Raw genomic sequence first — 21,099 nt, 5'->3', positions numbered from 1 at the left:
CTCGCGGCGCCGCCGTGTTGCCATGTCGCCGGCGGGGAAGCCGGTGGAGATGAAACTTGTCCAAACCTGCACTCCAGGCACTTCCGGTGTCTTTGTTCCTGGCCGCTTCGGTGGCCCTGCCCGCCGTCGCGCAACCCAGTGTCGCGCTCAAGCCCGTGGTCGTGACGGCCACGCGCTTTCCCGAACTGGCCGACTCGCTGCCGTTCGGCGTCAGCGTGATCACCGCCGATGAAATCCGGCGCTCCGGCGCCACCACCGTCAACGAGGCGCTGGTGCGCGTGCTCGGCGTCGTGGGCCGGCTCGACCTGCTGGGTGGCGGCGAATACCAGATCGACCTGCGCGGCTTCGGCGCCACGGCCGATGTCAACCAGGTCGTCATCGTCGACGGCGTGCGCCTGTCCGAAGCCGACCTGGGGGGCACGCGCCTGTCCGGCATCCCGATCGAATCCGTGGAGCGCATCGAGGTGCTGCGCGGCAGCGGCGCCGTGCTGTACGGCGAAGGCGCCACCGCCGGCGTGATCGTCGTCACCACCCGGTCCGGCGCCGGCAAGGAGCGCGCAGCTGGCGGCACCGCCTATGTGGGCGCCGGCACCTACGGCCTGCGCGACCTGCGCGCCACCGGCAATGTCGGCGGGCAGGGCTTCTCGCTCGACGTGTCGGGACAGAAGCGCGACACCGACGGCCATCGCGACAACTTCCAGTCCAGCATGGATGCCGCCTCGGCCACCGGGCAGTGGAGCAACGAATGGCTGCGCCTGGGCGCGCGCTATGTGCACGATGCGCTGGACACTGGCCTGCCGGGCGCGCTCACCGCCGCGCAGTACGAGGCCAACCCGCGGCAGAGCAACACGCCCAACGACCACGCGAGCACGCGCAACTCGCGCGGCAGCGTGTTCGGCGAAGCGCAACTCGGCTCCTGGCAGGTGGCCCTGGACGCCGGAAAGCGCGAGCGCACGCTGCGCAGCCTGAACAACGGCTTCGCCTTCGACTACGACATCGAAGCGGAGAACTACGCGCTGCGGGCACGGAACCAATCCGCGCTGGGCACGGCGAGCAATGTGCTGCTGGCGGGGTTCGATGGCCAGCGCTGGTCGCGCGACGTGCTCGGCCTGTTCGGATCGACCGCGCAGCAGCGCACGAGGGCCTTCTACCTGAAGGACGACCTGACGCTGGCGGCCGGCACCCGCCTGGCCCTGGGAGTGCGCAGCGAGCGCGCCGACAAGGAGGTCAGCACCACCCCGGGCGGCGTCGACGATCGCCAGGACGCCTGGGAACTGGGGGTGAGCCAGCCGCTCATGCGGGGCGTGACCGCCTACGGCCGGCTGGGGCGCTCCTTCCGATTTCCCAACGTCGATGAGTTCAGCTTCGCGTCGCCCGGCATTCTCGAGCCCCAGACCTCGCGCGACTACGAGATGGGGCTGCGCTGGAACCATGCCACGGGGCGCGTGGACGCGCGCCTGTACCGCAGCGACCTGACCAACGAGATCGGGTTCGACCCGAACGCGCCCGGGCCCTTCGGCTTTCCCGGCGCCAACACCAACTTCGACCCGACGCGCCGCCAGGGGCTCGAGCTGGACGCCACGCAGCAGGCCAGCGCCGCGCTGGCCCTGCGGGTGAATGCCGCGCTGCGGGAGGCCAAGTTCCGCTCCGGGCCCTATGCGGGCAAGGACATCCCGCTGGCACCGAGCCAGACCCTCGCGCTGCGTGCCGACTGGACGCCGTTGCCGGCGCATCGCCTCAGCGGCGGCATCATCTGGGTATCCTCACAGCATCCGGACTTCCAGAACGCCTGCACGATGCCGTCGTACACGACCATCGACGCCCGCTACAGCTACCTGTGGCGCTGGGCTGAGCTGTCGCTGTCCGTGAGCAATCTCGCCGATCGCAAGTTCTACACCCAGGCCTTCGCCTGCGACGCGGGCACCACGACCTCGATCTACCCGGAAGCCGGGCGCGCGTTTGTCGCGTCCCTGCGGGCTTCGTTCTAGGCACCATGCTGGCCATTCCGCGCGGACCCCAACGCATCGTCTGCCTCACCGAGGAAGCGACGGAATGGCTGTACCTGCTGGGCGAGGAGGGGCGCATCGCCGGCATCTCCGGCTACACGGTGCGGCCGCGCCGCGCCCGCCAGGAAAAGCCCAAGGTGAGCGCTTTCCTGTCGGCGAAGATCGACAAGATCCTCGAGTTGCGGCCGGACTGCGTGTTCGGTTTTTCCGACCTGCAGGCCGACATCGCGGCCGAGCTGGTGCGCAAGGGCGTGCAGGTCACCATCTTCAACCAGCGCAGCGTGGAGGAGATCTTCGCCATGCTGTACCAGGTGGCTGCCATGGTCGGCCGCGCGGGCGATGGGCTCGAGCTGCTGGAGGGCATGCGCGCGCGCCTGCTGGAAATCGAGGCCGCCGGCCGGGCGCTACCGCGCCGGCCGCGCGTGTTCTTCGAGGAGTGGGACCAGCCGCACATCAGCGCCATCCGCTGGGTCTCGCAGCTGGTGGGCATCGCCGGCGGTGACGACGTGTTCCCCGAGCTGGCGGTGCAGCCGATGGGGAAGGACCGCATCATTGCCGACGGCGCCGAGATCGTGCGCCGCAACCCCGACATCGTGATCGGGTCCTGGTGCGGCAAGAAGTTCCGCGCCGAGGCGGTGGCGGCGCGACCCGGCTGGCAGGCGGTGAACGCCGTGCAGGGCGGCCAGCTGTTCGAGATCAAATCCGCCGACATCCTGCAGCCCGGCCCGGCGGCGCTGACCGATGGCGTCGAGCAGTTGCATCGCATCATCCTGGACTGGAGTGCAGCCCATGGCTGAACTGCGCGTGGCCCGCAGCGAACTGATCCTCGGCGGCCAGAAGAGCGGCAAGACGGCGCGCGCCGAGGCGCTGGCGGCGGCGTGGCTGGACGCCGGGTCCGGCCATCGCGCGGTCTACATTGCTACCGCGCAGGCCTGGGATGAGGAAATGCGCGAACGCATTGCGCGCCACCGGCGCGACCGGGCGCAGCGCGTGCCGGCGATGGAGACGGTGGAGGAACCGACCGAGCTGGCCCGTGCCATCGGCGCTCACAGCCGCGCTGACACGCTGGTCGTCGTCGATTGCCTGACCCTGTGGCTGACCGCCCGCATGCTGCCGGCTGCCGGCGCCGCGCAACCGACGTTCAGCGACGACCCCGACACCGCGATCGCGCGCGCGGTCGCCGCCGCCGCCGGCCCGCTGGTGCTGGTGAGCAACGAGATCGGCCTGGGCGTGATCCCTCTCGGGCCGGAGAACCGCAGCTTCGTCGATGCGCTGGGCCGGCTGAACCAGCAGGCCGCGCGCGCCTGCGAACGCGTCACGCTGATGGCCGCGGGCCTGCCACTGCTGCTGAAGGGTCGGCCATGAGCCGCACGGCCGCTCCGAAGGCTCATAGCACCGCAGCCCGCAAGGGCGGAGGTTGTCTATGAGCCGCACGGCCGCTCCGAAGGCTCATAGCACCGCAGCCCGCAAGGGCGGAGGTTGTCCAATGAGGAAGACGCTCGCGCTGCTGGCCCTGCTGCTGGCGCTGCCCGTGGCCGCGCAGCTGCAGGTCACCGACGATCGCGGCGTGACGGTGAGCTTCGCGCGCTCGCCGCAGCGGGTGGTGAGCCTGTTGCCCTCGCTGACCGAGTCGGTGTGTGCCCTGGGCGAGTGCCGGCGGCTGGTCGGCGTCGACCGCTTCTCCAATTTTCCGGCGACGGTGCGCGACCTGCCGAAAGTCGGCGGCGGCATCGACCCCAACATCGAAGCGGTGGTGGCGCTGCGGCCCGAGGTGGTGCTGATCGCCACCTCGTCGCGCGGCGCGCAGCGCCTGGAGTCGCTGGGGGTGAAGGTGCTGGCGCTGGAGCCGCATACCTCCGCCGACGCGCGGCGCGTGCTGGAGCGGCTCGGCCAGTTACTGGAGGTGCCCGATGCGCAGCGCGTCTGGCGCGAGATCGATGCCGGCGTGGCGGCGGCCGCGCAGTCGCTGCCGCCTTCGGCGCGCAACCTGCGCGTGTACTACGAGGTGAGCCGCGGTCCCTATGCGGCCGGCCCGGCCTCCTTCCTGGGCGAATTACTGCAGCGCCTGGGCGCGCGCAACATCATCGACCCGGAGCTGGGGCCGTTTCCGCAGATCAACCCGGAGTTCGTCGTGCGCGCCGATCCCGACGTGATCATGGCCGGCGACAGCGAGGCGCAGGGACTGGCGCAGCGGCCCGGTTGGGCCGGCTTGCGTGCCCTGCGCAGCGGACGGGTGTGCCTGTTCAGCCCCGACGAGTCCGACGTGCTGCTGCGCCCGGGCCCGCGCATGCCCGAAGCGGCACGGCTGCTGGCGCGTTGCCTGGCGCATCCTTCCGGCATGAAGAGGCGCGGATGAGCGTCGTGATGCAAGCCGACCGCCGTGGACTGGGCCTGGGGCTGGCCATGCTGCTGGCGGCGGCCGTGCTGCTGGCGGTCGGCGTCAGCGTGGGCAGCACCGGCCTGGCCGGCTTGCTGGACGCGCGGCAGGACCCGGTGGCCTGGCAGATCGTGCGCGACATCCGCCTGCCGCGCACCCTGGGGGCCTGGGCGGCCGGGGCCCTGCTCGGCGTGGCGGGGGCGGTGGCGCAGGGGCTGTTCCGCAACCCGCTGGCCGATCCTTACCTGCTGGGCAGCGCCTCGGGTGCGGCGCTGGGCGTGGCGCTGGCGCTGGTGCTCACCGGCCTGTCGCCCTTCGCGACCGAGTGGGTGGTGCGCCTGGGGCTGACGGGCGCGGCCTTCGGCGGCGCGGTGGCCGGCGTGCTGCTCACGCTGGTGCTCGCCAGCGGCGTGGTGCACACGCTTCGCCTGCTGCTGTCGGGCGTGGTGGTCGGCGTGGTGCTGGGCGCCGCGCGCGACCTGGTGACGCTGGCCAACCCCGACATCCTGCAGGCCATGCAGTCCTTCATGCTGGGCAGCACCGGCTTCGTCGGCTGGAGCGCCTGTGCGGTGATGCTGGTATTGCTGTTGCCCATGCTCGCGGTGGCCTGGTCCCTGGGCCGCACGCTCGATGCGCTGGCGCTGGGCGAAGCCACGGCCGCCAGCCTCGGCTTGCCGCTGCCGGCGATGCGCGCGGCGCTGGTCGGTGTGATCGCACTGGCCACGGGCGCCTCCGTCGCCCAGACCGGCCTGATCGCCTTCGTAGGGCTGGCGGCGCCGCACCTGGTGCGTTCGCTGGCGCCGGTGCCGTACGGCCGCCTGGTGGTGCTCTCGGCGCTGGCGGGCGGGCTGCTGCTGATGGCCGCGGACGTGCTGGCGCGATGGCTGATCGCGCCGCAGGAGTTGCCCGTGGGCGTGCTCACGGGCGTGCTGGGCGGCAGCTACCTGCTGTGGCTGATGCACCGGCGCTCGCGCCAGGGACGTCTGTCATGAGCCGCACGGCCGCTCCGAAGGCTCATGGCACCGCAGCCCGCAAGGGCGGAGGTATCCAATGAGCGCGGCTCTGGCCCTGGAAGCGCGGGCGGTGGATGCGGGTCTGGGGGCCGGCCGCCACCGGCGCGAGGTGCTGCGCGCGGTTGACCTCGGGCTCGCCGCGGGCCGCTGGACCAGCATTGTCGGACCCAACGGCGCCGGCAAGTCCACGCTGTTGCGCGTGCTGGCCGGGCTGCTGCCGCACGGCGGCCAGGTGCTGCTGCAAGGACGCGCGCTCGACACGCTGGGCCCGCGCGAGCGCGCCCGCACGCTGTGCTGGCTGGGGCAGAACGAAGGCGTGGCCGACGACCTCACCGTCTACGACGTCGCCATGCTGGGCCGGCTGCCGCACCGCGCCTGGCTGGCGCCGCCGGGCGCGGCCGACCGCGCCGCGGTGGAGCAGGCGCTGCGCGCCACCCAGGCCTGGGACTGGCGTGAACGCCTGCTCGGCCGCCTGTCCGGCGGCGAGCGCCAGCGCGTGCTGCTGGCCCGCGCACTGGCGGTGCAGGCCGACGTGCTGCTGATGGACGAGCCGCTGGCCAACCTCGACCCGCCGCACCAGGCCGACTGGCTGGCGCTGGTGCGCGCGCTGGTGCGCGAGGGCCGCACGGTGGTCAGCGTGCTGCACGAGATTTCGCACGCGCTGCAGGCCGACGACATGGTGGTGATGGCCAACGGCCGCATCGTGCACCAGGGCGCCTGCGCCGATGCGGCGACGCACGGGGCGCTGGCGCAGGTGTTCGACCACCGCGTGCAGGTGCGGGCGCTGGAGGGCCAATGGCTGGCCCTGCCGGCGGACAACAAAGGGCAGCAGGGGAGGGCAGTCGAATGAAAGACAAGGCACGGTGCGTGATGGTGATGGGCACCACCAGCAGCGCGGGCAAGAGCTGGCTCGCCAGCGCACTCTGCCGCTGGTATGCGCGCCAGGGGCTGAAGGTGGCGCCGTTCAAGGCGCAGAACATGAGCAACAACGCGCGCGTGGTCCCCGGCGGCGAGATCGGCAGCGCCCAGTACTTCCAGGCATTGGCCGCGCGCGCGCAGCCCGACGCCCGCATGAACCCGCTGCTGCTCAAGCCCGAGCGCGACGACCACAGCCAGGTGGTGCTGTTCGGCCGTGTCGACGAGGAGCTGACCCGCAAGCCCTGGCGCGGCCGCAGCGCCAGCGTCTGGCCGGCGGTCGCCGGTGCGCTCGACGAACTGCGGGCGGACAACGACGTGGTCGTGATCGAGGGCGCCGGCTCGCCGGCCGAGATCAACCTGCAGGCCGACGACATCGTCAACCTGTGGGTGGCGCGCCATGCCGACGCGGCCTGCCTGCTGGTGTCCGACATCGACCGCGGCGGCGCCTTCGCGCATCTGTACGGCACCTGGGCGCTGTTGCCCGAGGCGGACCGCCGCCGCATCCGCGGCTTCGTGCTGAACAAATTCCGCGGCGACGCCCAGCTGCTGAAGCCGGCGCCGCAGATGCTGCAGGACCTCACCGGCGTGCCCACGGTCGCCACCCTGCCCATGTGGCGCGACCACGGCCTGCCGGAAGAGGACGGCTGGTACGGACACGCGTTCGCCCAGCCTGTGCACGGCGCGCCGCAGCGCACCGTCGCCATCGTCGCCTATCCGCGCATCAGCAACCTCGACGAATTCCAGCCGCTGGCCAACCTGCCGGGGGTGCAGCTGGTGTGGGCCCGCAGCCCCGCCGAGCTCGCCGGCGCCGACTGGATCGTGCTGCCCGGCTCCAAGCACACCAGCAGCGACCTGGCCTGGCTGCGGACGCAGGGCCTGGACCGCTCGATCGCCGCCCACGCGGGCGCCGGCCGGCCGGTGCTGGGCGTGTGCGGCGGGCTGCAGATGCTGGGCGAGGCGCTGGTCGATCCCCACGGCATCGACGGCAACGCGCCCGGGCTCGGCCTGCTGCCGCTGGTCACGCAGTTCGCGCCGGACAAGACGGTGCAGCGCACCTGGGCGCGCTTCGCGCCGCTGGCCGGTCCGTGGGCGGCGCTGTCGCACGTGGAAGTCGGCGGCTACGAGATCCACCACGGCCACACTGCGCAGCATCCGGGCATGGCCCCGGCCCGCGCAGTGCTGCCGCACGCGCTCGGCTGGCAGAACGACCGCGGCAATGTGCTGGGCCTGTACCTGCACGGCCTGTTCGAAGACCCGGCCGTGCTGCACGCCCTGTTCGGAGCCGCCGCGCCCACGCTGGACACCGTGTTCGACGGCCTGGCGGATTTCATCGACCGTCATTTCGAGCCCGGCGTGCTTCACGGGCTCATCGCTTCTCCCTGACATCCATGCATATCGACGACATCCACAACCCTGTGCTGGCCGCGCGGCTGCAGCATAGGATCGACCGCAAGACCAAACCCCTGGGCGCGCTCGGCCGGCTGGAGACACTGGCCTTGCAGCTCGGCCTGATCCTGGGCAGCGAAACGCCGCAGCTGCGCGAGGCGCAGGTGCTGGTTTGCGCCGGTGACCATGGCCTGGCCGCCCGCGGCGTGTCGGCCTATCCGAGCGACGTCACCTGGCAGATGGTGGAGAACTTCCTCGCCGGCGGCGCCGCCGTGAGCGTGCTGGCGCGCCAGCATGGGCTGGCGCTGACGGTGGTGGACTGCGGCGTGCGCCACGACTTCGCGCCGCGCCCCGGGCTGCTGTCGCGCAAACTCGGGCCCGGCACCGCCGACAGCGCGCAAGGCCCGGCGATGAGCGCGGCGCAATGCGAGCAGGCCATCGCCAACGGCCGCGCGATCGTCGCCCAGCTGCCCGGCAATGCCGTGCTGCTGGGCGAGATGGGCATCGGCAACACCTCGGCCGCCTCGCTGCTGCTGGCTGCGCTCACCGGCCATCCGCTGGCCGACTGCGTGGGCGCGGGCACCGGCCTGGACGAGGCCGGCATGGCGCGCAAGCGCGCCCTGCTGGCGCAGGTGCTGGAGCGGCATGCGGGCGCGCGCGCGCCGCTGGAGGCGCTGGCGGCTTTCGGCGGCTTCGAGATCGCGACGCTGGTGGGCGCGGTGCTGCAGGCCGCGGCTGAACGGCGCGTGATCGTGGTCGATGGGTTCATTTCCAGCGCCGCGGTGCTGGTGGCCACCCGGCTGGCGCCGCAGGTGACCCAGCGCTGCGTGTTCTCGCACCGCTCGGACGAATGCGGCCATGGCCTGATGCTGCGCCACCTGGGGCCGGACCCGCAGACGCCGGCGCGTGCCTTGCTCGACATGGGGCTGCGCCTGGGCGAAGGCTCGGGCGCGGTGCTGGCCTGGCCGCTGCTGCAATCGGCCTGCGCGATCCTGGCCGAGATGGCCAGCTTCGAATCGGCCGGCGTGTCCGACAAGGACAGCTGATGGGCCCCTTGCGGCACTGGCTGCTTGCCCTCCAGTTCTTCACCCGTGTGCCGGTCACCGGGCGCTTGGCGGCGTGGGTCGGCTACAGCCCGGCGATGCTGCGCGCCAGCGCCGCGCATTTCCCCGGGATCGGCGTGCTGGTGGGCCTGCTCGCCGCGGGTGTCGCCGCCGGCCTGCTGGCGCTGTTGCCGCGGGGCCCGTTCGCGCCGCTGGTGGCCGCGGTGCTGTCCACCATCGCCACCGTCCTGTTCACCGGCGCGCTGCACGAGGATGGGCTGGCCGACGTCGCCGATGGCCTGGGCGGCGCCTTCGAGCGCCAGCGCGCGCTGGAAATCATGAAGGACTCGCGCATCGGCAGCTACGGCGCGCTGGCGGTCGCCCTGGCGCTGGCCGCCAAGGTGTCGCTGCTGGCGCTGCTCGGTTCGGTGGACGTGCGCGTGCTGTGCGCCGGGCTGGTGCTGGCGCACGTGCTCTCGCGCGCCTGGCCCTTGCTGCTGATCCGCTGGCTGCCCTATGTCGGCGATGAGGGCGGCAGCAAATCCAAGCCCATGGCGGACGCGATCGGCACGGCCACACTGGTCGCGGCCTTCGCCTGGGTGGCCCTCGCCGGTGCCGCCGTGGCCGCGCTGCAAGGCCCGGCGTTCCTGATCGCGCCGGTGCTCGGTTCGGCGTTGGCGCTGGTCTGGATGGCGCGCCTGTTCGCGCGCCGCCTGCAAGGCTTTACCGGTGACTGCCTGGGCGCTGCCCAGCAGGCCTGCGAGATCGCCTGCTACCTGGGCATGGCGCTGGCCGCATGAAGCTCTGGCTGGTGCGTCACGCGCTGCCGGTCGTGGCCGAGGGCGTGTGCTACGGCGCCAGTGACGTGCCGGCCGATGACCAGGCCACGCGCGAGGCGGCGCAGCGGCTGGCGGCCGGCTTGCCGCCTGGACTGGCCGTGAGCAGCTCGCCGCTGGCACGCTGCCTCCAGTTGGCCGACGCGTTGCAGGGACTGCGTTCCGACCTCGCGTATCGCAGCGACGCACGCCTGTCGGAGATGAATTTCGGCGCCTGGGAGCAACAGCGCTGGGACGCCATCGCCCCGGCAGAGTTCGAGCGCTGGACCGCGGACTTCGCCCACCATGCCTGCGGCGGCGGCGAATCGGTGGCGCAGCTGATGGCGCGCGCGGCCGCGGCGCTGGCGGAGGCGCGCCATCGTGGTGCGGACTCGCTGTGGATCACGCACGCCGGCGTCATCCGCGCGGTTTCGCTGCTGGCCGCGGGCGTGACGTTGCCGCGCAACGCCGCCGACTGGCCGCGCGAGGGCCTGGGTTTCGGCCAGGCCGCCTGCATCCAGCTTGTCTGACATCATCTCAGGGAAAACGCCGTAATACCTGCGTGTTGTGCGCGGCGCATTGGCGGTCTATGCTTGGGCCACCTCGCGACGCGGAGAACGCCATGTACAAGCGAATTCTGTTGGCTTACGACGGTTCGGATGCCGGCCAGAAGGCCTTGCTGGATTGCCAGGAAATCGCGCAGTGGAGCCGCTCCGAGCTCTTCCTCATCGCGGTGATGCCTTCGGCCATGAGTTTCGTGGGCCTGGAAGGCGGGGTGTACGACATCGAACTCGAAGAGCGCGAAAAGCAGAAGCACCAGGCCATCCTCGACGATGGCGTGCGGCGGCTGTCCGGCATCGGCGCCTCGGCGCGCGGCGAAGTCGTGGTGGGCGAAGCGGTGGACGAGATCACCAAATACGCCCGCAAGGTCGATGCGAACCTGGTCGTCGTCGGCCACAAGCACCTGGACAGCTGGGCCGCGCGCTGGTGGCGCGGCTCCATCTCCGGTGCGCTGATCGAGCACGCGCCCTGCAGCGTGCTCGTTGTCATCACGCAGTAGAACAGCTTCACCTTACCTGCCATGCCCAAAGCCCCTGCCTCTGGCCGGGCGCCCGGCCGTTCCGTCGCGCAGGCTCAATACCGCCAGCGCGCGCCGCACTATGACGCCGAACTGCTGGTGTTCGAGCCGGTCCGCGCGCACGCCATCGCGCTGCTCGGGCTGCGGCCGGGCGAGCAGGTGCTGGATGTGGGCTGCGGCACGGGACTGAGCTTCGACGGCCTTCGCAGCCGGGTGGGTCCGCGCGGCCGGATCACCGGGATCGAGCAATGCCCCGAGATGCTGGCGCGGGCCGAGGCGCGCGTGGCGGCATGCCACTGGGGCAACGTGGAACTGGTGGAGGCCGCGGCGTCGGAGGCCGAGTTCCAGGGCCTGGCCGATGCGGCCCTGTTCCATTTCACGCACGACATCCTGCGCCACGAGCCCTCGCTGGACAACGTGCTGGCGCACCTCAAGCCGGGCGCGCGCGTCGTCGCCGTCGGCCTGCAATGGGCGCCGCCCTGGGCCTGGGCCGCCAACGGCTTCGTGATGGCGGCGGCCATGTATTCCGTCAGCCGCCTCGACGGCCTGGTGCGTCCCTGGGAACTGCTGGCCGCGCGGCTCGAGGATGTCGAGGTCGAAAGCACGGGCTTCGGCGCGATCTTCCTGCTGCGTGGGCTTCACGCGCCCCGAGCGCATTGACGCCCAGTGAGCGCCGGGTAAATCGAGGGTAAATCCTCAGTAAAGTTCCTGCCCGCGAGCAGGGCCTGATTACTTTCGCGTGCGCGACCGGCCGATTCGTGAGGCATCATCTTTGGCGAAAGCCAGCGCCATCACAAGGAAGCCCATGGATCCGACGCCCGAGACGCGCAGCGAAGCGCGCCCGTCCGAACAGCCCTCGCCGCCGGCGCGGCGAATCAGCCGGCGCGCCACGCTGATCGGCAGCGTGATCGCGCTGCTGGTGGTGGCGGGCCTGGCGTGGCTGGCCTGGGACCTCACGCGTCCCGGGGCACCGCAAGCGGCTGGCGGCGCGCGGCAGGGCGCGCCGGGCGCCAACGGCTTCGGCGGCCCGGGTGGCGCGCGCGTGCCGCCGACCACGGTCGGCGTCGCCACCGCCGAGCGCGCCGACATCCCGATCGTGGTCGAGGCCCTGGGCACGGTGGTGCCGCAGGCGATGGTGCGGGTGCGGCCGCAGGTCTCCGGCGTTCTGCAGCAGGTGCTGTTCAAGGAAGGACAGATGGTCAGGAAGGGCGAGGTGCTTGCCGTGATCGACCCGCGCCAGTTCGACATGGCGCTGCAGCAGGCCACCGGCCAGCGCATGAAGGACGAGGCGCAGCTGGCGGCGGCGCGCGTCACGCTGGAGCGCTATCGCACGCTGCTGCGGCAGGATTCCATCGCGCGCCAGGACGTGGACACGCAGGAGGCGCAGGTCAAGCAGCTGGAAGCCGCGCTGGTGGTGGACAAGGCCAACGAGGGCACGGCGCGCCTGAACCTGGAGTACACGCGCATCACCGCGCCCGTGGCCGGCCGCGCCGGCCTGCGCACGGTGGATGCCGGCAACCTGGTGACGCCCAGCGACGCCAACGGCGTGGCCCTGATCACCCAGCTGTCGCCGATCGACGTGGAGTTCGCGATCCCGCAGGACCTGGCGCCCGAGATCATGAACAGCGCCGGCAAGCCGATGGAAGCCAAGGCGCTGGACCGCACGCGCGCCAACGTGCTGGACACGGGCGCCTTCGCATCGCTGGACAACCAGGTCGACACCCAGACCGGCACCGTGCGCGCCAAGGCCCGCTTCGACAACCGCCGCGGCCAGCTCTTTCCCAGCCAGTTCGTCAACGTGCAGCTGAACGTGCGCACCATACGCGATGCGGTCGTGGTGCCGGTGGCCGCGGTGCGCCGCGGCAGCGGCGGCGATTTCGTGTTCGTGCTCAAGGAGGACCGCACGGTGGCGATCCGGCCGGTCAAGACCGGCCAGGCCACGGTGGACCGCATGCAGATCGCCAACGGCCTGCAGTTGGGCGAGCGGGTGATCACCGAAGGCGCCGACCGCCTGCGTGACGGCTCGCGCGTGATCCTGCCGGGCGATGCGCCGGCCACCGGCGCCCAGGGTTCCGGGCGGCGGCGCGCCGCTTCGGGCGCGGGCACGCCGCAAGCGCCGGCCTCGGCCCCGGGCGATTCGCAGACGCCGGCGGCCGCAGCGGCCGCACCCCAGGTGGCTGCGCGCGGCTCGGCGCCCGCTGCGGGCAAGTCTTCCCCGGCAGCGGCAGCGGCGGCGACGGCTGCGCCCAGCCAAGCCACCGCCACGGCGCAGGCCGCGCCGGCGGGCGACAAGCCCACCGCCGAACAGCGCCAACGCATGCTCGACGCGGTGAAGGACGACCCCGAGCAACTCGAGCGGCGCAAGCGCTTCCTCGACGCGATCGACCGCGGCGATCCGCAGGCGCTGGAGCGCTGGCGCTCGATGCAGCAGCGCCGGCGCGAAGGGGGCGGTCAATGAGCGCTGTTTTCGCTCCCTCCCCCTCCGGGGGAGGGCGGGGGTGGGGGCGCTCGCTCGCTCGCCCAATTGCGCAGCGCCCCCATCCCAGCCTTCCCCCGAAGGGGGAAGGAGCTTCTCTTTAGCCTTCCCATGAGCCCGTCCCGTCCCTTCATCCAGCGGCCGGTCGCCACCGCGCTGCTGATGCTGGCCATCGTGCTGGCCGGCCTGGTGGGCTTCCGCTTCCTGCCGCTGTCGGCGCTGCCGCAGGTCGACTACCCGACCATCCAGGTGCAGACGCTGTACCCGGGCGCCAGCCCCGAGGTGATGGCGCAGACCGTCACGGCGCCGCTGGAGCGCCAGTTCGGGCAGATGCCGGGGCTGGCGCGCATGAGTTCCACCAGCGCAGCCGGCGTCTCCATCGTGACGCTGCAGTTCAGCCTGGGCCTGGCGCTGGATGTGGCCGAACAGCAGGTGCAGGCGGCGATCAACGCCAGCGGCACGCTGCTGCCGGCCGACCTGCCGGCGCCGCCGGTCTATGCCAAGGTGAACCCGGCCGACGCACCGGTGCTGTCGGTGGCGTTGACCTCCGACACCCTGCCGCTGACCGAGGTGCAAAACATCGCCAACACGCGGCTGGCGCTGAAGATCAGCCAGGTCAACGGCGTCGGCCTGGTCACGCTTTCGGGCGGCCAGCGCCCGGCAGTGCGCATCCAGGTGGACACGCGCGCGCTGGCGTCCTACGGCCTGTCGCTGTCCGACGTGCGCACGGCCATCACCGGTTCCAACGCGAACGGGGCCAAGGGCAGCATTGACGGCCCGACGCGCGCCTACACCATCAATGCCAACGACCAGCTGATGACCGCGGCCGACTACCAGAGCCTGGTGGTGGCCTACCGCAACGGCGCGCCGGTGCGCGTGTCCGACATCGCGCGCGCGGTGGAAAGCGCCGAGAACGTGCAGCTGGGCGCCTGGGCCGTGGTCGGCGGCCAGCTCAAGCCGGCGGTGATCCTGAACGTGCAGCGGCAACCGGGCGCCAACGTGATCGCCACCGTCGATGCGATCAAGCAGCGCCTGCCCGAGTTGACGGCGGGCCTGCCGGCCGCGGTCCATGCGGAGGTGCTGAGCGACCGCACGACCGGTATCCGCGCTTCGGTCCATCACGTGCAGCTGGAACTGGCGCTGGCCGTGGTGCTGGTGGTGCTGGTGATCTTCGCCTTCCTGCACAGCCCGCGCGCCACGGTGATCGCCAGCCTCGCGGTGCCCATTTCGCTGGTGGGCACCTGCGGCGCCATGTACCTGCTCGGCTACAGCCTGAACAACCTGTCGCTGATGGCGCTGACCATCGCCACCGGCTTCGTGGTGGACGATGCCATCGTCATGATCGAGAACATCTCCCGGCACATCGAGGAGGGCAAGCCACCGCTGCAGGCGGCCTACCAGGGCGCGAGCGAGATCGGCTTCACCATCATCTCGCTGACGGTGTCACTGATCGCGGTGCTGATCCCGCTGCTGTTCATGGGGGACGTGGTGGGCCGGCTGTTCCGCGAGTTCGCGATGACCCTGGCGATCACCATCCTGATCTCCGCGGTGGTGTCGCTGACGCTGGTGCCCATGATGTCGGGCCGCTGGCTGGTCGCCCACCCGGGCGGCGAGACGGGTTGGGGCGGGCGCCTGCAGCGCCGCTTCGACCAGCTGATCGCCAGCTACGACCGCTGGCTCGGCTGGGTGCTGGACCGGCAACCCCTGACCTTGCTGGTGGCGCTGGCAACGCTGGTGCTCACGGTGCTCCTCTACGTCTTCATGCCCAAGGGCCTGTTCCCCACGCAGGACACCGGCCAGTTGCAGGCGCGCGTGCAGGCGGCGCAGTCGGTGTCGTATCCCGCGATGGCGGCGCTGCAGCAGGAAGTGGCGCGCGCGATCATGGAAGACCCCGACGTCGAATCGCACTCGAGCTTCGTCGGCGTGGACGCGGCCAACAACACCATGCTGCACACCGGCCGCATGCTGATCAACCTGCGCCGCGGCCACGGCGATCAGGACCTGCTGATGCAGCGCCTGCGCGATCGCGCCCACGCCGTGCCGGGCGCCACGCTCTACCTGCAGCCGACGCAGGACCTGACCATCGATGCGGAAACCGGCCCCACGCAGTACCGCTTCGCGCTGGAGGGCGCCGACAATGCGGTGGTCTCCGACTGGGCGGCCCGCCTGGTGCAGCAGCTTCAGTCGGTGCACCAGGTGCGCAACGTGAGCACCGACGCCGGCGCGACCGGTGCGGCGGTGTATGTGGAGATCGACCGCGACACGGCGGCGCGCCTGAACATCACCGCCTCGGCGATCGACGACGCCCTCTACAGCGCCTTCGGCCAGCGCATCGTCTCCACCATCTTCACCCAGACCAACCAGTACCGGGTGATCCTGGAGGCACGGCCGGACAGCTCGGCCTCGCCGGCCTCGCTGGGCATGGTGCAGCTCAAGACCGCCTCGGGCGACACCACGCCGCTGTCGGCCATCGCGCGGATCGTGGAGCGGCGCGCGCCGCTGCAGATCACCCACGTGGCGCAATACCCGGCGACGACCGTGAATTTCGACGCTGCGCCGGGGGTTGCCCTGGGCACCGCGGTGGATGCGATCCGCCAGGCGGCGCGCGACATCCAGCTGCCGCCCGGGGTGAGCATGACCTTCATCGGCGCCTCCGGCGCCTACGAGGCCTCGCTGGCCAACGAGCTCTGGCTGATCCTGGCGGCGGTGGTGTGCGTGTACATCGTGCTGGGCGTGCTGTACGAGAGCTACATCCACCCGCTCACCATCCTGTCCACGCTGCCCTCGGCGGGCGTGGGCGCGCTGCTGGCGCTGCTGCTGGCCGGCCACGATCTGGGCGTGATCGGCATCATCGGCATCATCCTGCTGATCGGCATCGTCAAGAAGAACGCGATCATGATGATCGACTTCGCGATCGAGGCCGAACGCAAGGAAGGCAAGGCGCCGCGCGACGCCATCCGGCAGGCGGCGCTGCTGCGCTTCCGGCCGATCCTGATGACCACGTTGGCCGCGCTCGGCGCCGCCGTGCCGTTGATGTTCGGCTGGGGCGATGGCGCCGAGCTGCGCCGTCCGCTGGGCCTGGCGATCTTCGGCGGGCTGATCGTCAGCCAGATGCTGACGCTGTTCACGACGCCGGTGATCTATCTGTGGTTCGACCGGCTGGGACGCCGGTGGGGCACGAAGGGCCCCCACCCCAACCCTCCCCCGGAAGGGGAGGGAACAAGCGGAACTCCCTCCCCCGCCGGGGGAGGGCAGGGGTGGGGGCGCTCCGCCAGCGCAGAGTAGATGAACCTCTCCAAGCCCTTCATCGAACGCCCGGTCGCCACGGTACTGCTCACCGTGTGGCTGGCGCTGGCGGGCATTGGCGCGTTCTTCGTGCTGGCGGTGGCGCCGCTGCCGCAGGTGGACTACCCGGTGATCTCGGTCAGCGCCAACCTGCCGGGCGCCTCGCCGGAGACCATGGCCACCAGCGTGGCGACGCCGCTGGAGCGCCGGCTGGGCGTCATCGCCGGCGTCAACGAGATCACCTCCAGCAGCAACGTGGGCAACACGCGCGTCACGCTGCAGTTCGACCTGAACCGGCAGATCGACTCGGCCGCGCGCGAGGTGCAGGCGGCCATCAACGCCGCGCGTGCCGACCTGCCGGCCAACCTGCGCAGCAACCCGACCTACCGCAAGGCCAATCCCTCGGCTGCGCCGGTGGTGATCCTGGCGCTGACGTCGCCGACGCGCTCGCCCGGCCAGATCTACGACGCGGTGTCCAACGTCGTGCAGCAGCGCATCTCGCAGGTGCAGGGCGTGGGCGACGTGGAGCTCGGCGGCGGATCGCTGCCGGCGGTGCGGGTGGACATGCTGCCCATGGCGCTCAGCCGCTGGGGCGTCAGCTCGGAGGACGTGCGCGCGGCGCTGCAGGCGAACAACGCCAACCGGCCCAAGGGGATCATCGAAGGCGACGGCCGCGCACTGCAGATCTACACCACCACGCGCACCAGCGACAAGGGCCGGGCCACGGCCGCCGACTACCGCGGGCTGGTGGTCGCCTGGCGCAACGGCGCGGCGATCCGCCTGTCGGACGTGGCGCAGGTTACGGACGGCGTGGAGAACATCAACACCCTGGGCCTGTTCAGCGGCCAGCCGGCGGTGGTCGTGCTGGTCACGCTGCAGCCGGGCGCCAACGCGATCCAGACCGTGGACAAGGTGAGGGAACTGCTGCCCGAGCTGTCGGACCAACTGCCCAGCGACATCAAGCTGCAGGTCGCCACCGACCGCACGCGCTCCATCCGCGCCTCGCTGCACGAAGTGGAACTGACGCTGCTGATCGCCATCGCCCTGGTGGTGCTGGTGGTCAGCGCCTTCCTGCGCAGCGCGCGGGCCACCTTCATCCCGGCGATCGCCACCGTGGTGTCGCTGCTGGGGACCTTCGGCGTGATGTGGCTGCTGGGCTTCTCGCTCAACAACCTGAGCCTGATGGCGCTGACGGTGGCCACCGGTTTCGTGGTCGACGACGCCATCGTGGTGCTGGAGAACACCAGCCGGCACATCGAGGCCGGCATGGACCGCTTCAAGGCGGCGCTGCTGGGCGCGCGCGAGGTCGGCTTCACGGTGCTGTCGATCAGCCTGTCGCTGGTGGCGGTGTTCATCCCGCTGCTGTTCATGGGCGGCCAGGTGGGCCGGCTGTTCCGCGAATTCGCCGTGACCCTGTCGGCCGCGGTGATGATCTCGCTGCTGATCTCGCTCACCACCACACCCATGATGTGCGCCTGGCTGCTGCACCCGCGTGCGCACGACCGGCCGGCGGGACGCATCTCGCGGTTCTTCGAGCGGCTGTTCGTGGCCGTGCAACGCGGCTATGCGCACAGCCTGGACTGGGCGCTGTCGGCGCAGTGGCTGGTGCTGGCGGTGCTGGCGCTGGTGATCGGGCTGAACGTCTACCTGTTCGTGATGATCCCCAAGGGCTTCTTCCCGCAGCAGGACACGGCGCAGATCCAGGGCGGCCTGCGCGCCGACCAGAGCATCTCGTTCCAGGCCATGCAGGAGAAGCTGCGGCAGCTGGTGAACATCATCCAGAGCGATCCCGCGGTGGAGAACGTGGTCGGCTTCACCGGCGGCGGGCGCGCCGGCGGCGGCTTCGTGTCGATCAACCTCAAGCCCGCGTCGCAGCGCGACGTGCGCGGGCAGGCGGTGATCGCGCGCCTGCGCCCGCAGCTGGCCCAGGTGACGGGCGTGACCCTGTTCCTCAACCCAGTGCAGGACCTGCGCATGGGCGGGCGCCAGAGCAACAGCACCTACCAGTACACGCTCAAGAGCGACAACGTGGCCGACCTCAAGCGCTGGGCGGCTCGCCTGGCCGAGGCCATGAAGGCCCAGCCGGCGCTGGTGGACGTCGACACCGACCAACAGGAGAACGGCGTCGAGGTCTACGTCGATGTGGACAAGGACTCGGCCGCGCGCCTGGGCATCAACCTGCGCGACGTGGACAACGCGCTGTACAACGCATTCGGCCAGCGCCAGGTGGCGACCATCTACGACGAGCTGAACCAGTACCGCGTGGTGCTGGGGGTCGCGCAGCAGTACATGCGCAGCCCGCTGTCGCTGGGCGACATCTATGTGCCCGCACGCGGCACTGCGGGCAGCATCACCGTTCCGGTGAACTCGACTGCGGCCACCACCGCCACGAGCACCGTCTCCGGCACGCCGATCAACCCCGGCCTGCGCGACCAGGCCACCGGCCGGCCGGTGAGCGCCACTGCCGCGACCATGGTGCCGCTGTCGGCCATCGCGCGCCTGGCCGAGCGGCCTGCCGCCGGCGCCGTCAACCACCAGGACGCGGAACTCGCGACGACCATCTCGTACAACCTGGCCGAAGGCTACACCCTGTCGGACGCCCAGGCGGCCGTGCGCGAGGCGGAGGCACAGATCGCGGTGCCGAACAACGTGCGCGGCAGCTTCCAGGGCACGGCGCGCGCCGCCCAGGATTCGCAGCAGAAGCAGCCGATGCTGATCCTGGCGGCCATCGTGGTGATCTACATCCTGCTGGGCATCCTCTACGAGAGCCTGGTGCATCCGGTGACGGTGCTGTCCACCCTGCCTTCGGCGGGCGTGGGCGCGGTGCTGGCGCTGCTGATCTTCAAGATGGAGTTGTCCATCATCGCGCTGATCGGCCTGTTCCTGTTGATCGGCATCGTCAAGAAGAACGCGATCCTGATCATCGACTTCGCGCTGGAAGCCGAGCGCTCGCGTGGCCTGTCGCCGCTGGCGGCGGTGCGCGAGGCCTGCCTGCTGCGCTTCCGCCCGATCCTGATGACCACGCTGGCGGCGGCGCTGGGCGCCTTGCCGCTGGCCGTCGGCTTCGGCGAAGGCGCCGAGCTGCGGCGGCCGCTGGGCATCGCCATCATCGGCGGCCTCATCGCCAGCCAGGTGATCACGCTGCTGACCACGCCGGTGGTGTACCTGCTGCTGGACAAGCTGCGCCGGCGCAGCCCGCAGGAGCGGGAACTGGCGCGCCACACCGAACAGCCCGTCACGACATGAAGAACGACAAATGCATCCTCGCTTCGCTGGCCTTGGCCGCGGTCCTTGCCGGCTGCGCGGTGGGACCGGACTACCAGCGGCCCGAAGTCCAGACGCCGGTGGCTTTCAAGGAAGGGCAGGGCTACTGGGTCAAGGCGGCGCCGGCCGACACGCTGGAGCGCGGGCCCTGGTGGCAGCTGTTCGAAGACCCGGTGCTGAACGACCTGGCCTCGCGGGTCGATGTGGACAACCAGAACGTGGCCATCGCGGTCGCCCGCTACGAGCAGGCGCGGGCGTTGCTGGCCGTGCAGCGCGCCTCGCTGTTCCCGACCGTCAACCTCACGGGCAGCGCCGCGCGCGCGGGCGGGCAGGGCAGCACGCGCCGCGGCAGCAGCTACCAGTTCGGCATCGGCGCGGCCTGGGAGCCCGACGTCTGGGGGCGCCTGCGGCGCAGCGTCGAGGGCGCGCAGGCGGGCGAGCAGGCCGGGGCGGCCGACCTGCAGGCGGCGAAGCTGGCGACGCAGGGCGAACTCGCCGCCAGCTACTTCAACCTGCGCCAGCTCGACATCGCGCGCTCGCTGCAGGCCAGCACCATCGCCAGCTTCCAGCGCTCGCTGGGCATCACGTCGAACCGCTATGACGCCGGCATCGCCGCGCGCACCGACGTGCTGCAGGCGCAAACCGTGCTGGCCAATGCCCAGGCCGAGCTGCTCCTGCTCGACCGCCAGCGCGCCGTTTTGGAGCACGCGATCGCGGTGCTGGTGGGGCGCCCGCCCGCCGGCTTCGACCTCGCCCCGCGCGAAGCCGGCGCGTTGGTGGTGCCCGAGGTCCCCCTGGCCCTGCCTTCCACGCTGCTGCAGCGCCGGCCCGACATCGCCGCGGCCGAGCGCCGCGTCGCGCAGGCCAATGCGCAGATCGGTGTCGCCGAGGCCGGCTACTACCCGAGCCTGACCCTGACGGGCAGCGCCGGCGGGGCGGCGGCGAGCATCACCAGTCTCTTCGATGTGTCGGCCCGGTTCTGGACCTTGGGCGCCTCGGTCGCGCAGACCGTGTTCGACGCGGGCGCCACCCGGGCCCGCGTGGAAGGCGCGCGGGCAGCGCACGACGAGGAAGCTGCGCGCTATCGCCAGACCGTGCTGACCGCCTTCCAGGACGTCGAGGACCAGCTGGTCGCCGCCCGCGTGCTGCGCGACCAACTGGCTTTCCGCCAGCAGGCGACGGAGGCCGCCAACCTGGTCGAGCAGCAGGTGCTCAATCGCTACCAGGCCGGGCAGGTGGGCTACACCGAGGTGGTGATCGCGCAGGTGGCCGCGCTCAACGCGCGCCAGGCGCTGGCGCAAGCCTCCTCCGACCGGCAGGTGGCGGCGGTGGCGCTGATCCAGTCGCTGGGCGGCGGTTGGGCGGGGCTCTAGCGCCATCTTTACCATCGCGACATAGACGGCTCAGCGGCCGCGGATTATTCTTGCGCCAACCCCGC

General features: G+C 71.4%; 15 protein-coding genes and 1 pseudogene. All 16 read left to right on the top strand.

Features of this window, described 5'->3' with window-relative positions; all coding sequences use genetic code 11:
- Positions 1–56: 56 nt before the first annotated feature.
- The 16 genes and pseudogenes from UC35_RS01190 (at position 57) to UC35_RS01115 (ending at position 21,034) form a co-directional block, all read left to right on the top strand.
- Positions 57–1,988 (top strand): TonB-dependent receptor, encoded by a 1,932-nt coding sequence (locus tag UC35_RS01190; protein ID WP_061495308.1) that lies wholly within the window; start codon positions 57–59, stop codon positions 1,986–1,988.
- A 5-nt stretch (positions 1,989–1,993) separates the two neighbouring features.
- Positions 1,994–2,803: an ABC transporter substrate-binding protein gene (locus UC35_RS01185; protein ID WP_061495305.1), complete on the top strand. Its 810-nt coding sequence runs from the start codon at positions 1,994–1,996 to the stop codon at positions 2,801–2,803.
- Positions 2,796–3,371: a bifunctional adenosylcobinamide kinase/adenosylcobinamide-phosphate guanylyltransferase gene (locus UC35_RS01180; RefSeq protein ID WP_082792504.1), complete on the top strand. Its 576-nt coding sequence runs from the start codon at positions 2,796–2,798 to the stop codon at positions 3,369–3,371. The genes UC35_RS01185 and UC35_RS01180 overlap by 8 nt, the downstream gene beginning before the upstream one ends.
- Before the next feature lie 121 nt (positions 3,372–3,492).
- A complete protein-coding gene (locus UC35_RS01175; RefSeq protein ID WP_061495298.1) occupies positions 3,493–4,362 on the top strand; it encodes an ABC transporter substrate-binding protein in 870 nt (289 codons plus the stop codon).
- Positions 4,363–4,370: 8 nt separating this feature from the next.
- The gene (locus tag UC35_RS01170; protein WP_227820426.1) at positions 4,371–5,375 is read left to right on the top strand and encodes a FecCD family ABC transporter permease; all 1,005 of its coding nucleotides are present in this window, start codon (positions 4,371–4,373) and stop codon (positions 5,373–5,375) included.
- A gap of 139 nt (positions 5,376–5,514) precedes the next feature.
- Positions 5,515–6,246, top strand: a pseudogene (locus tag UC35_RS01165) (ABC transporter ATP-binding protein); the annotation flags it as partial.
- A complete protein-coding gene (locus UC35_RS01160; protein ID WP_061495295.1) occupies positions 6,243–7,697 on the top strand; it encodes a cobyric acid synthase in 1,455 nt (484 codons plus the stop codon). The pseudogene UC35_RS01165 and the gene UC35_RS01160, both read left to right, overlap by 4 nt.
- 5 nt (positions 7,698–7,702) lie before the next feature.
- Positions 7,703–8,746: a nicotinate-nucleotide--dimethylbenzimidazole phosphoribosyltransferase gene (gene cobT / locus UC35_RS01155; protein ID WP_061495294.1), complete on the top strand. Its 1,044-nt coding sequence runs from the start codon at positions 7,703–7,705 to the stop codon at positions 8,744–8,746.
- Positions 8,746–9,543 carry an adenosylcobinamide-GDP ribazoletransferase gene (locus tag UC35_RS01150; protein ID WP_061495291.1) on the top strand — a complete coding sequence of 266 codons (798 nt, stop codon included), beginning with the start codon at positions 8,746–8,748 and terminating at the stop codon, positions 9,541–9,543. The genes cobT and UC35_RS01150 overlap by 1 nt, the downstream gene beginning before the upstream one ends.
- Positions 9,540–10,088 (top strand): histidine phosphatase family protein, encoded by a 549-nt coding sequence (locus UC35_RS01145; protein WP_061495288.1) that lies wholly within the window; start codon positions 9,540–9,542, stop codon positions 10,086–10,088. The genes UC35_RS01150 and UC35_RS01145 overlap by 4 nt, the downstream gene beginning before the upstream one ends.
- Positions 10,089–10,180: 92 nt before the next feature.
- A complete protein-coding gene (locus tag UC35_RS01140; protein WP_061495285.1) occupies positions 10,181–10,618 on the top strand; it encodes a universal stress protein in 438 nt (145 codons plus the stop codon).
- A gap of 21 nt (positions 10,619–10,639) precedes the next feature.
- Positions 10,640–11,296 (top strand): class I SAM-dependent methyltransferase, encoded by a 657-nt coding sequence (locus UC35_RS01135; protein WP_061495283.1) that lies wholly within the window; start codon positions 10,640–10,642, stop codon positions 11,294–11,296.
- A gap of 145 nt (positions 11,297–11,441) precedes the next feature.
- The gene (locus UC35_RS01130; RefSeq protein ID WP_061495280.1) at positions 11,442–13,094 is read left to right on the top strand and encodes an efflux RND transporter periplasmic adaptor subunit; all 1,653 of its coding nucleotides are present in this window, start codon (positions 11,442–11,444) and stop codon (positions 13,092–13,094) included.
- Positions 13,095–13,223: 129 nt separating this feature from the next.
- The gene (locus tag UC35_RS01125) at positions 13,224–16,397 is read left to right on the top strand and encodes an efflux RND transporter permease subunit (protein ID WP_082792502.1); all 3,174 of its coding nucleotides are present in this window, start codon (positions 13,224–13,226) and stop codon (positions 16,395–16,397) included.
- Positions 16,398–19,643, top strand: a complete 3,246-nt coding sequence (locus tag UC35_RS01120) for an efflux RND transporter permease subunit (protein ID WP_061495277.1) — start codon at positions 16,398–16,400, stop codon at positions 19,641–19,643. It begins immediately after the preceding gene.
- Positions 19,640–21,034 carry an efflux transporter outer membrane subunit gene (locus UC35_RS01115; RefSeq protein ID WP_061495274.1) on the top strand — a complete coding sequence of 465 codons (1,395 nt, stop codon included), beginning with the start codon at positions 19,640–19,642 and terminating at the stop codon, positions 21,032–21,034. Before UC35_RS01120 ends, UC35_RS01115 begins: the two co-directional genes overlap by 4 nt.
- Positions 21,035–21,099 lie beyond the last annotated feature (65 nt).

Source organism: Ramlibacter tataouinensis (assembly GCF_001580455.1).
In the GTDB taxonomy this organism is placed as follows: domain Bacteria; phylum Pseudomonadota; class Gammaproteobacteria; order Burkholderiales; family Burkholderiaceae_C; genus Ramlibacter; species Ramlibacter tataouinensis_B.
The sequence above is the reverse complement of the archived record's forward strand: the minus strand, read 5'-3'. Positions and strand labels throughout refer to the sequence as shown.

What these genes read in the sequence shown, in the direction of transcription:
- UC35_RS01185 (WP_061495305.1), top strand. Translation starts at nt 1,994, where the DNA reads ATGCTGGCCATTCCGCGCGGACCCCAACGCATCGTCTGCCTCACCGAG.
- UC35_RS01180 (WP_082792504.1), top strand. Translation starts at nt 2,796, where the DNA reads ATGGCTGAACTGCGCGTGGCCCGCAGCGAACTGATCCTCGGCGGCCAG.
- UC35_RS01175 (WP_061495298.1), top strand. Translation starts at nt 3,493, where the DNA reads ATGAGGAAGACGCTCGCGCTGCTGGCCCTGCTGCTGGCGCTGCCCGTG.
- UC35_RS01170 (WP_227820426.1), top strand. Translation starts at nt 4,371, where the DNA reads ATGCAAGCCGACCGCCGTGGACTGGGCCTGGGGCTGGCCATGCTGCTG.
- UC35_RS01160 (WP_061495295.1), top strand. Translation starts at nt 6,243, where the DNA reads ATGAAAGACAAGGCACGGTGCGTGATGGTGATGGGCACCACCAGCAGC.
- cobT (WP_061495294.1), top strand. Translation starts at nt 7,703, where the DNA reads ATGCATATCGACGACATCCACAACCCTGTGCTGGCCGCGCGGCTGCAG.
- UC35_RS01150 (WP_061495291.1), top strand. Translation starts at nt 8,746, where the DNA reads ATGGGCCCCTTGCGGCACTGGCTGCTTGCCCTCCAGTTCTTCACCCGT.
- UC35_RS01145 (WP_061495288.1), top strand. Translation starts at nt 9,540, where the DNA reads ATGAAGCTCTGGCTGGTGCGTCACGCGCTGCCGGTCGTGGCCGAGGGC.
- UC35_RS01140 (WP_061495285.1), top strand. Translation starts at nt 10,181, where the DNA reads ATGTACAAGCGAATTCTGTTGGCTTACGACGGTTCGGATGCCGGCCAG.
- UC35_RS01135 (WP_061495283.1), top strand. Translation starts at nt 10,640, where the DNA reads ATGCCCAAAGCCCCTGCCTCTGGCCGGGCGCCCGGCCGTTCCGTCGCG.
- UC35_RS01130 (WP_061495280.1), top strand. Translation starts at nt 11,442, where the DNA reads ATGGATCCGACGCCCGAGACGCGCAGCGAAGCGCGCCCGTCCGAACAG.
- UC35_RS01125 (WP_082792502.1), top strand. Translation starts at nt 13,224, where the DNA reads ATGAGCCCGTCCCGTCCCTTCATCCAGCGGCCGGTCGCCACCGCGCTG.
- UC35_RS01120 (WP_061495277.1), top strand. Translation starts at nt 16,398, where the DNA reads ATGAACCTCTCCAAGCCCTTCATCGAACGCCCGGTCGCCACGGTACTG.
- UC35_RS01115 (WP_061495274.1), top strand. Translation starts at nt 19,640, where the DNA reads ATGAAGAACGACAAATGCATCCTCGCTTCGCTGGCCTTGGCCGCGGTC.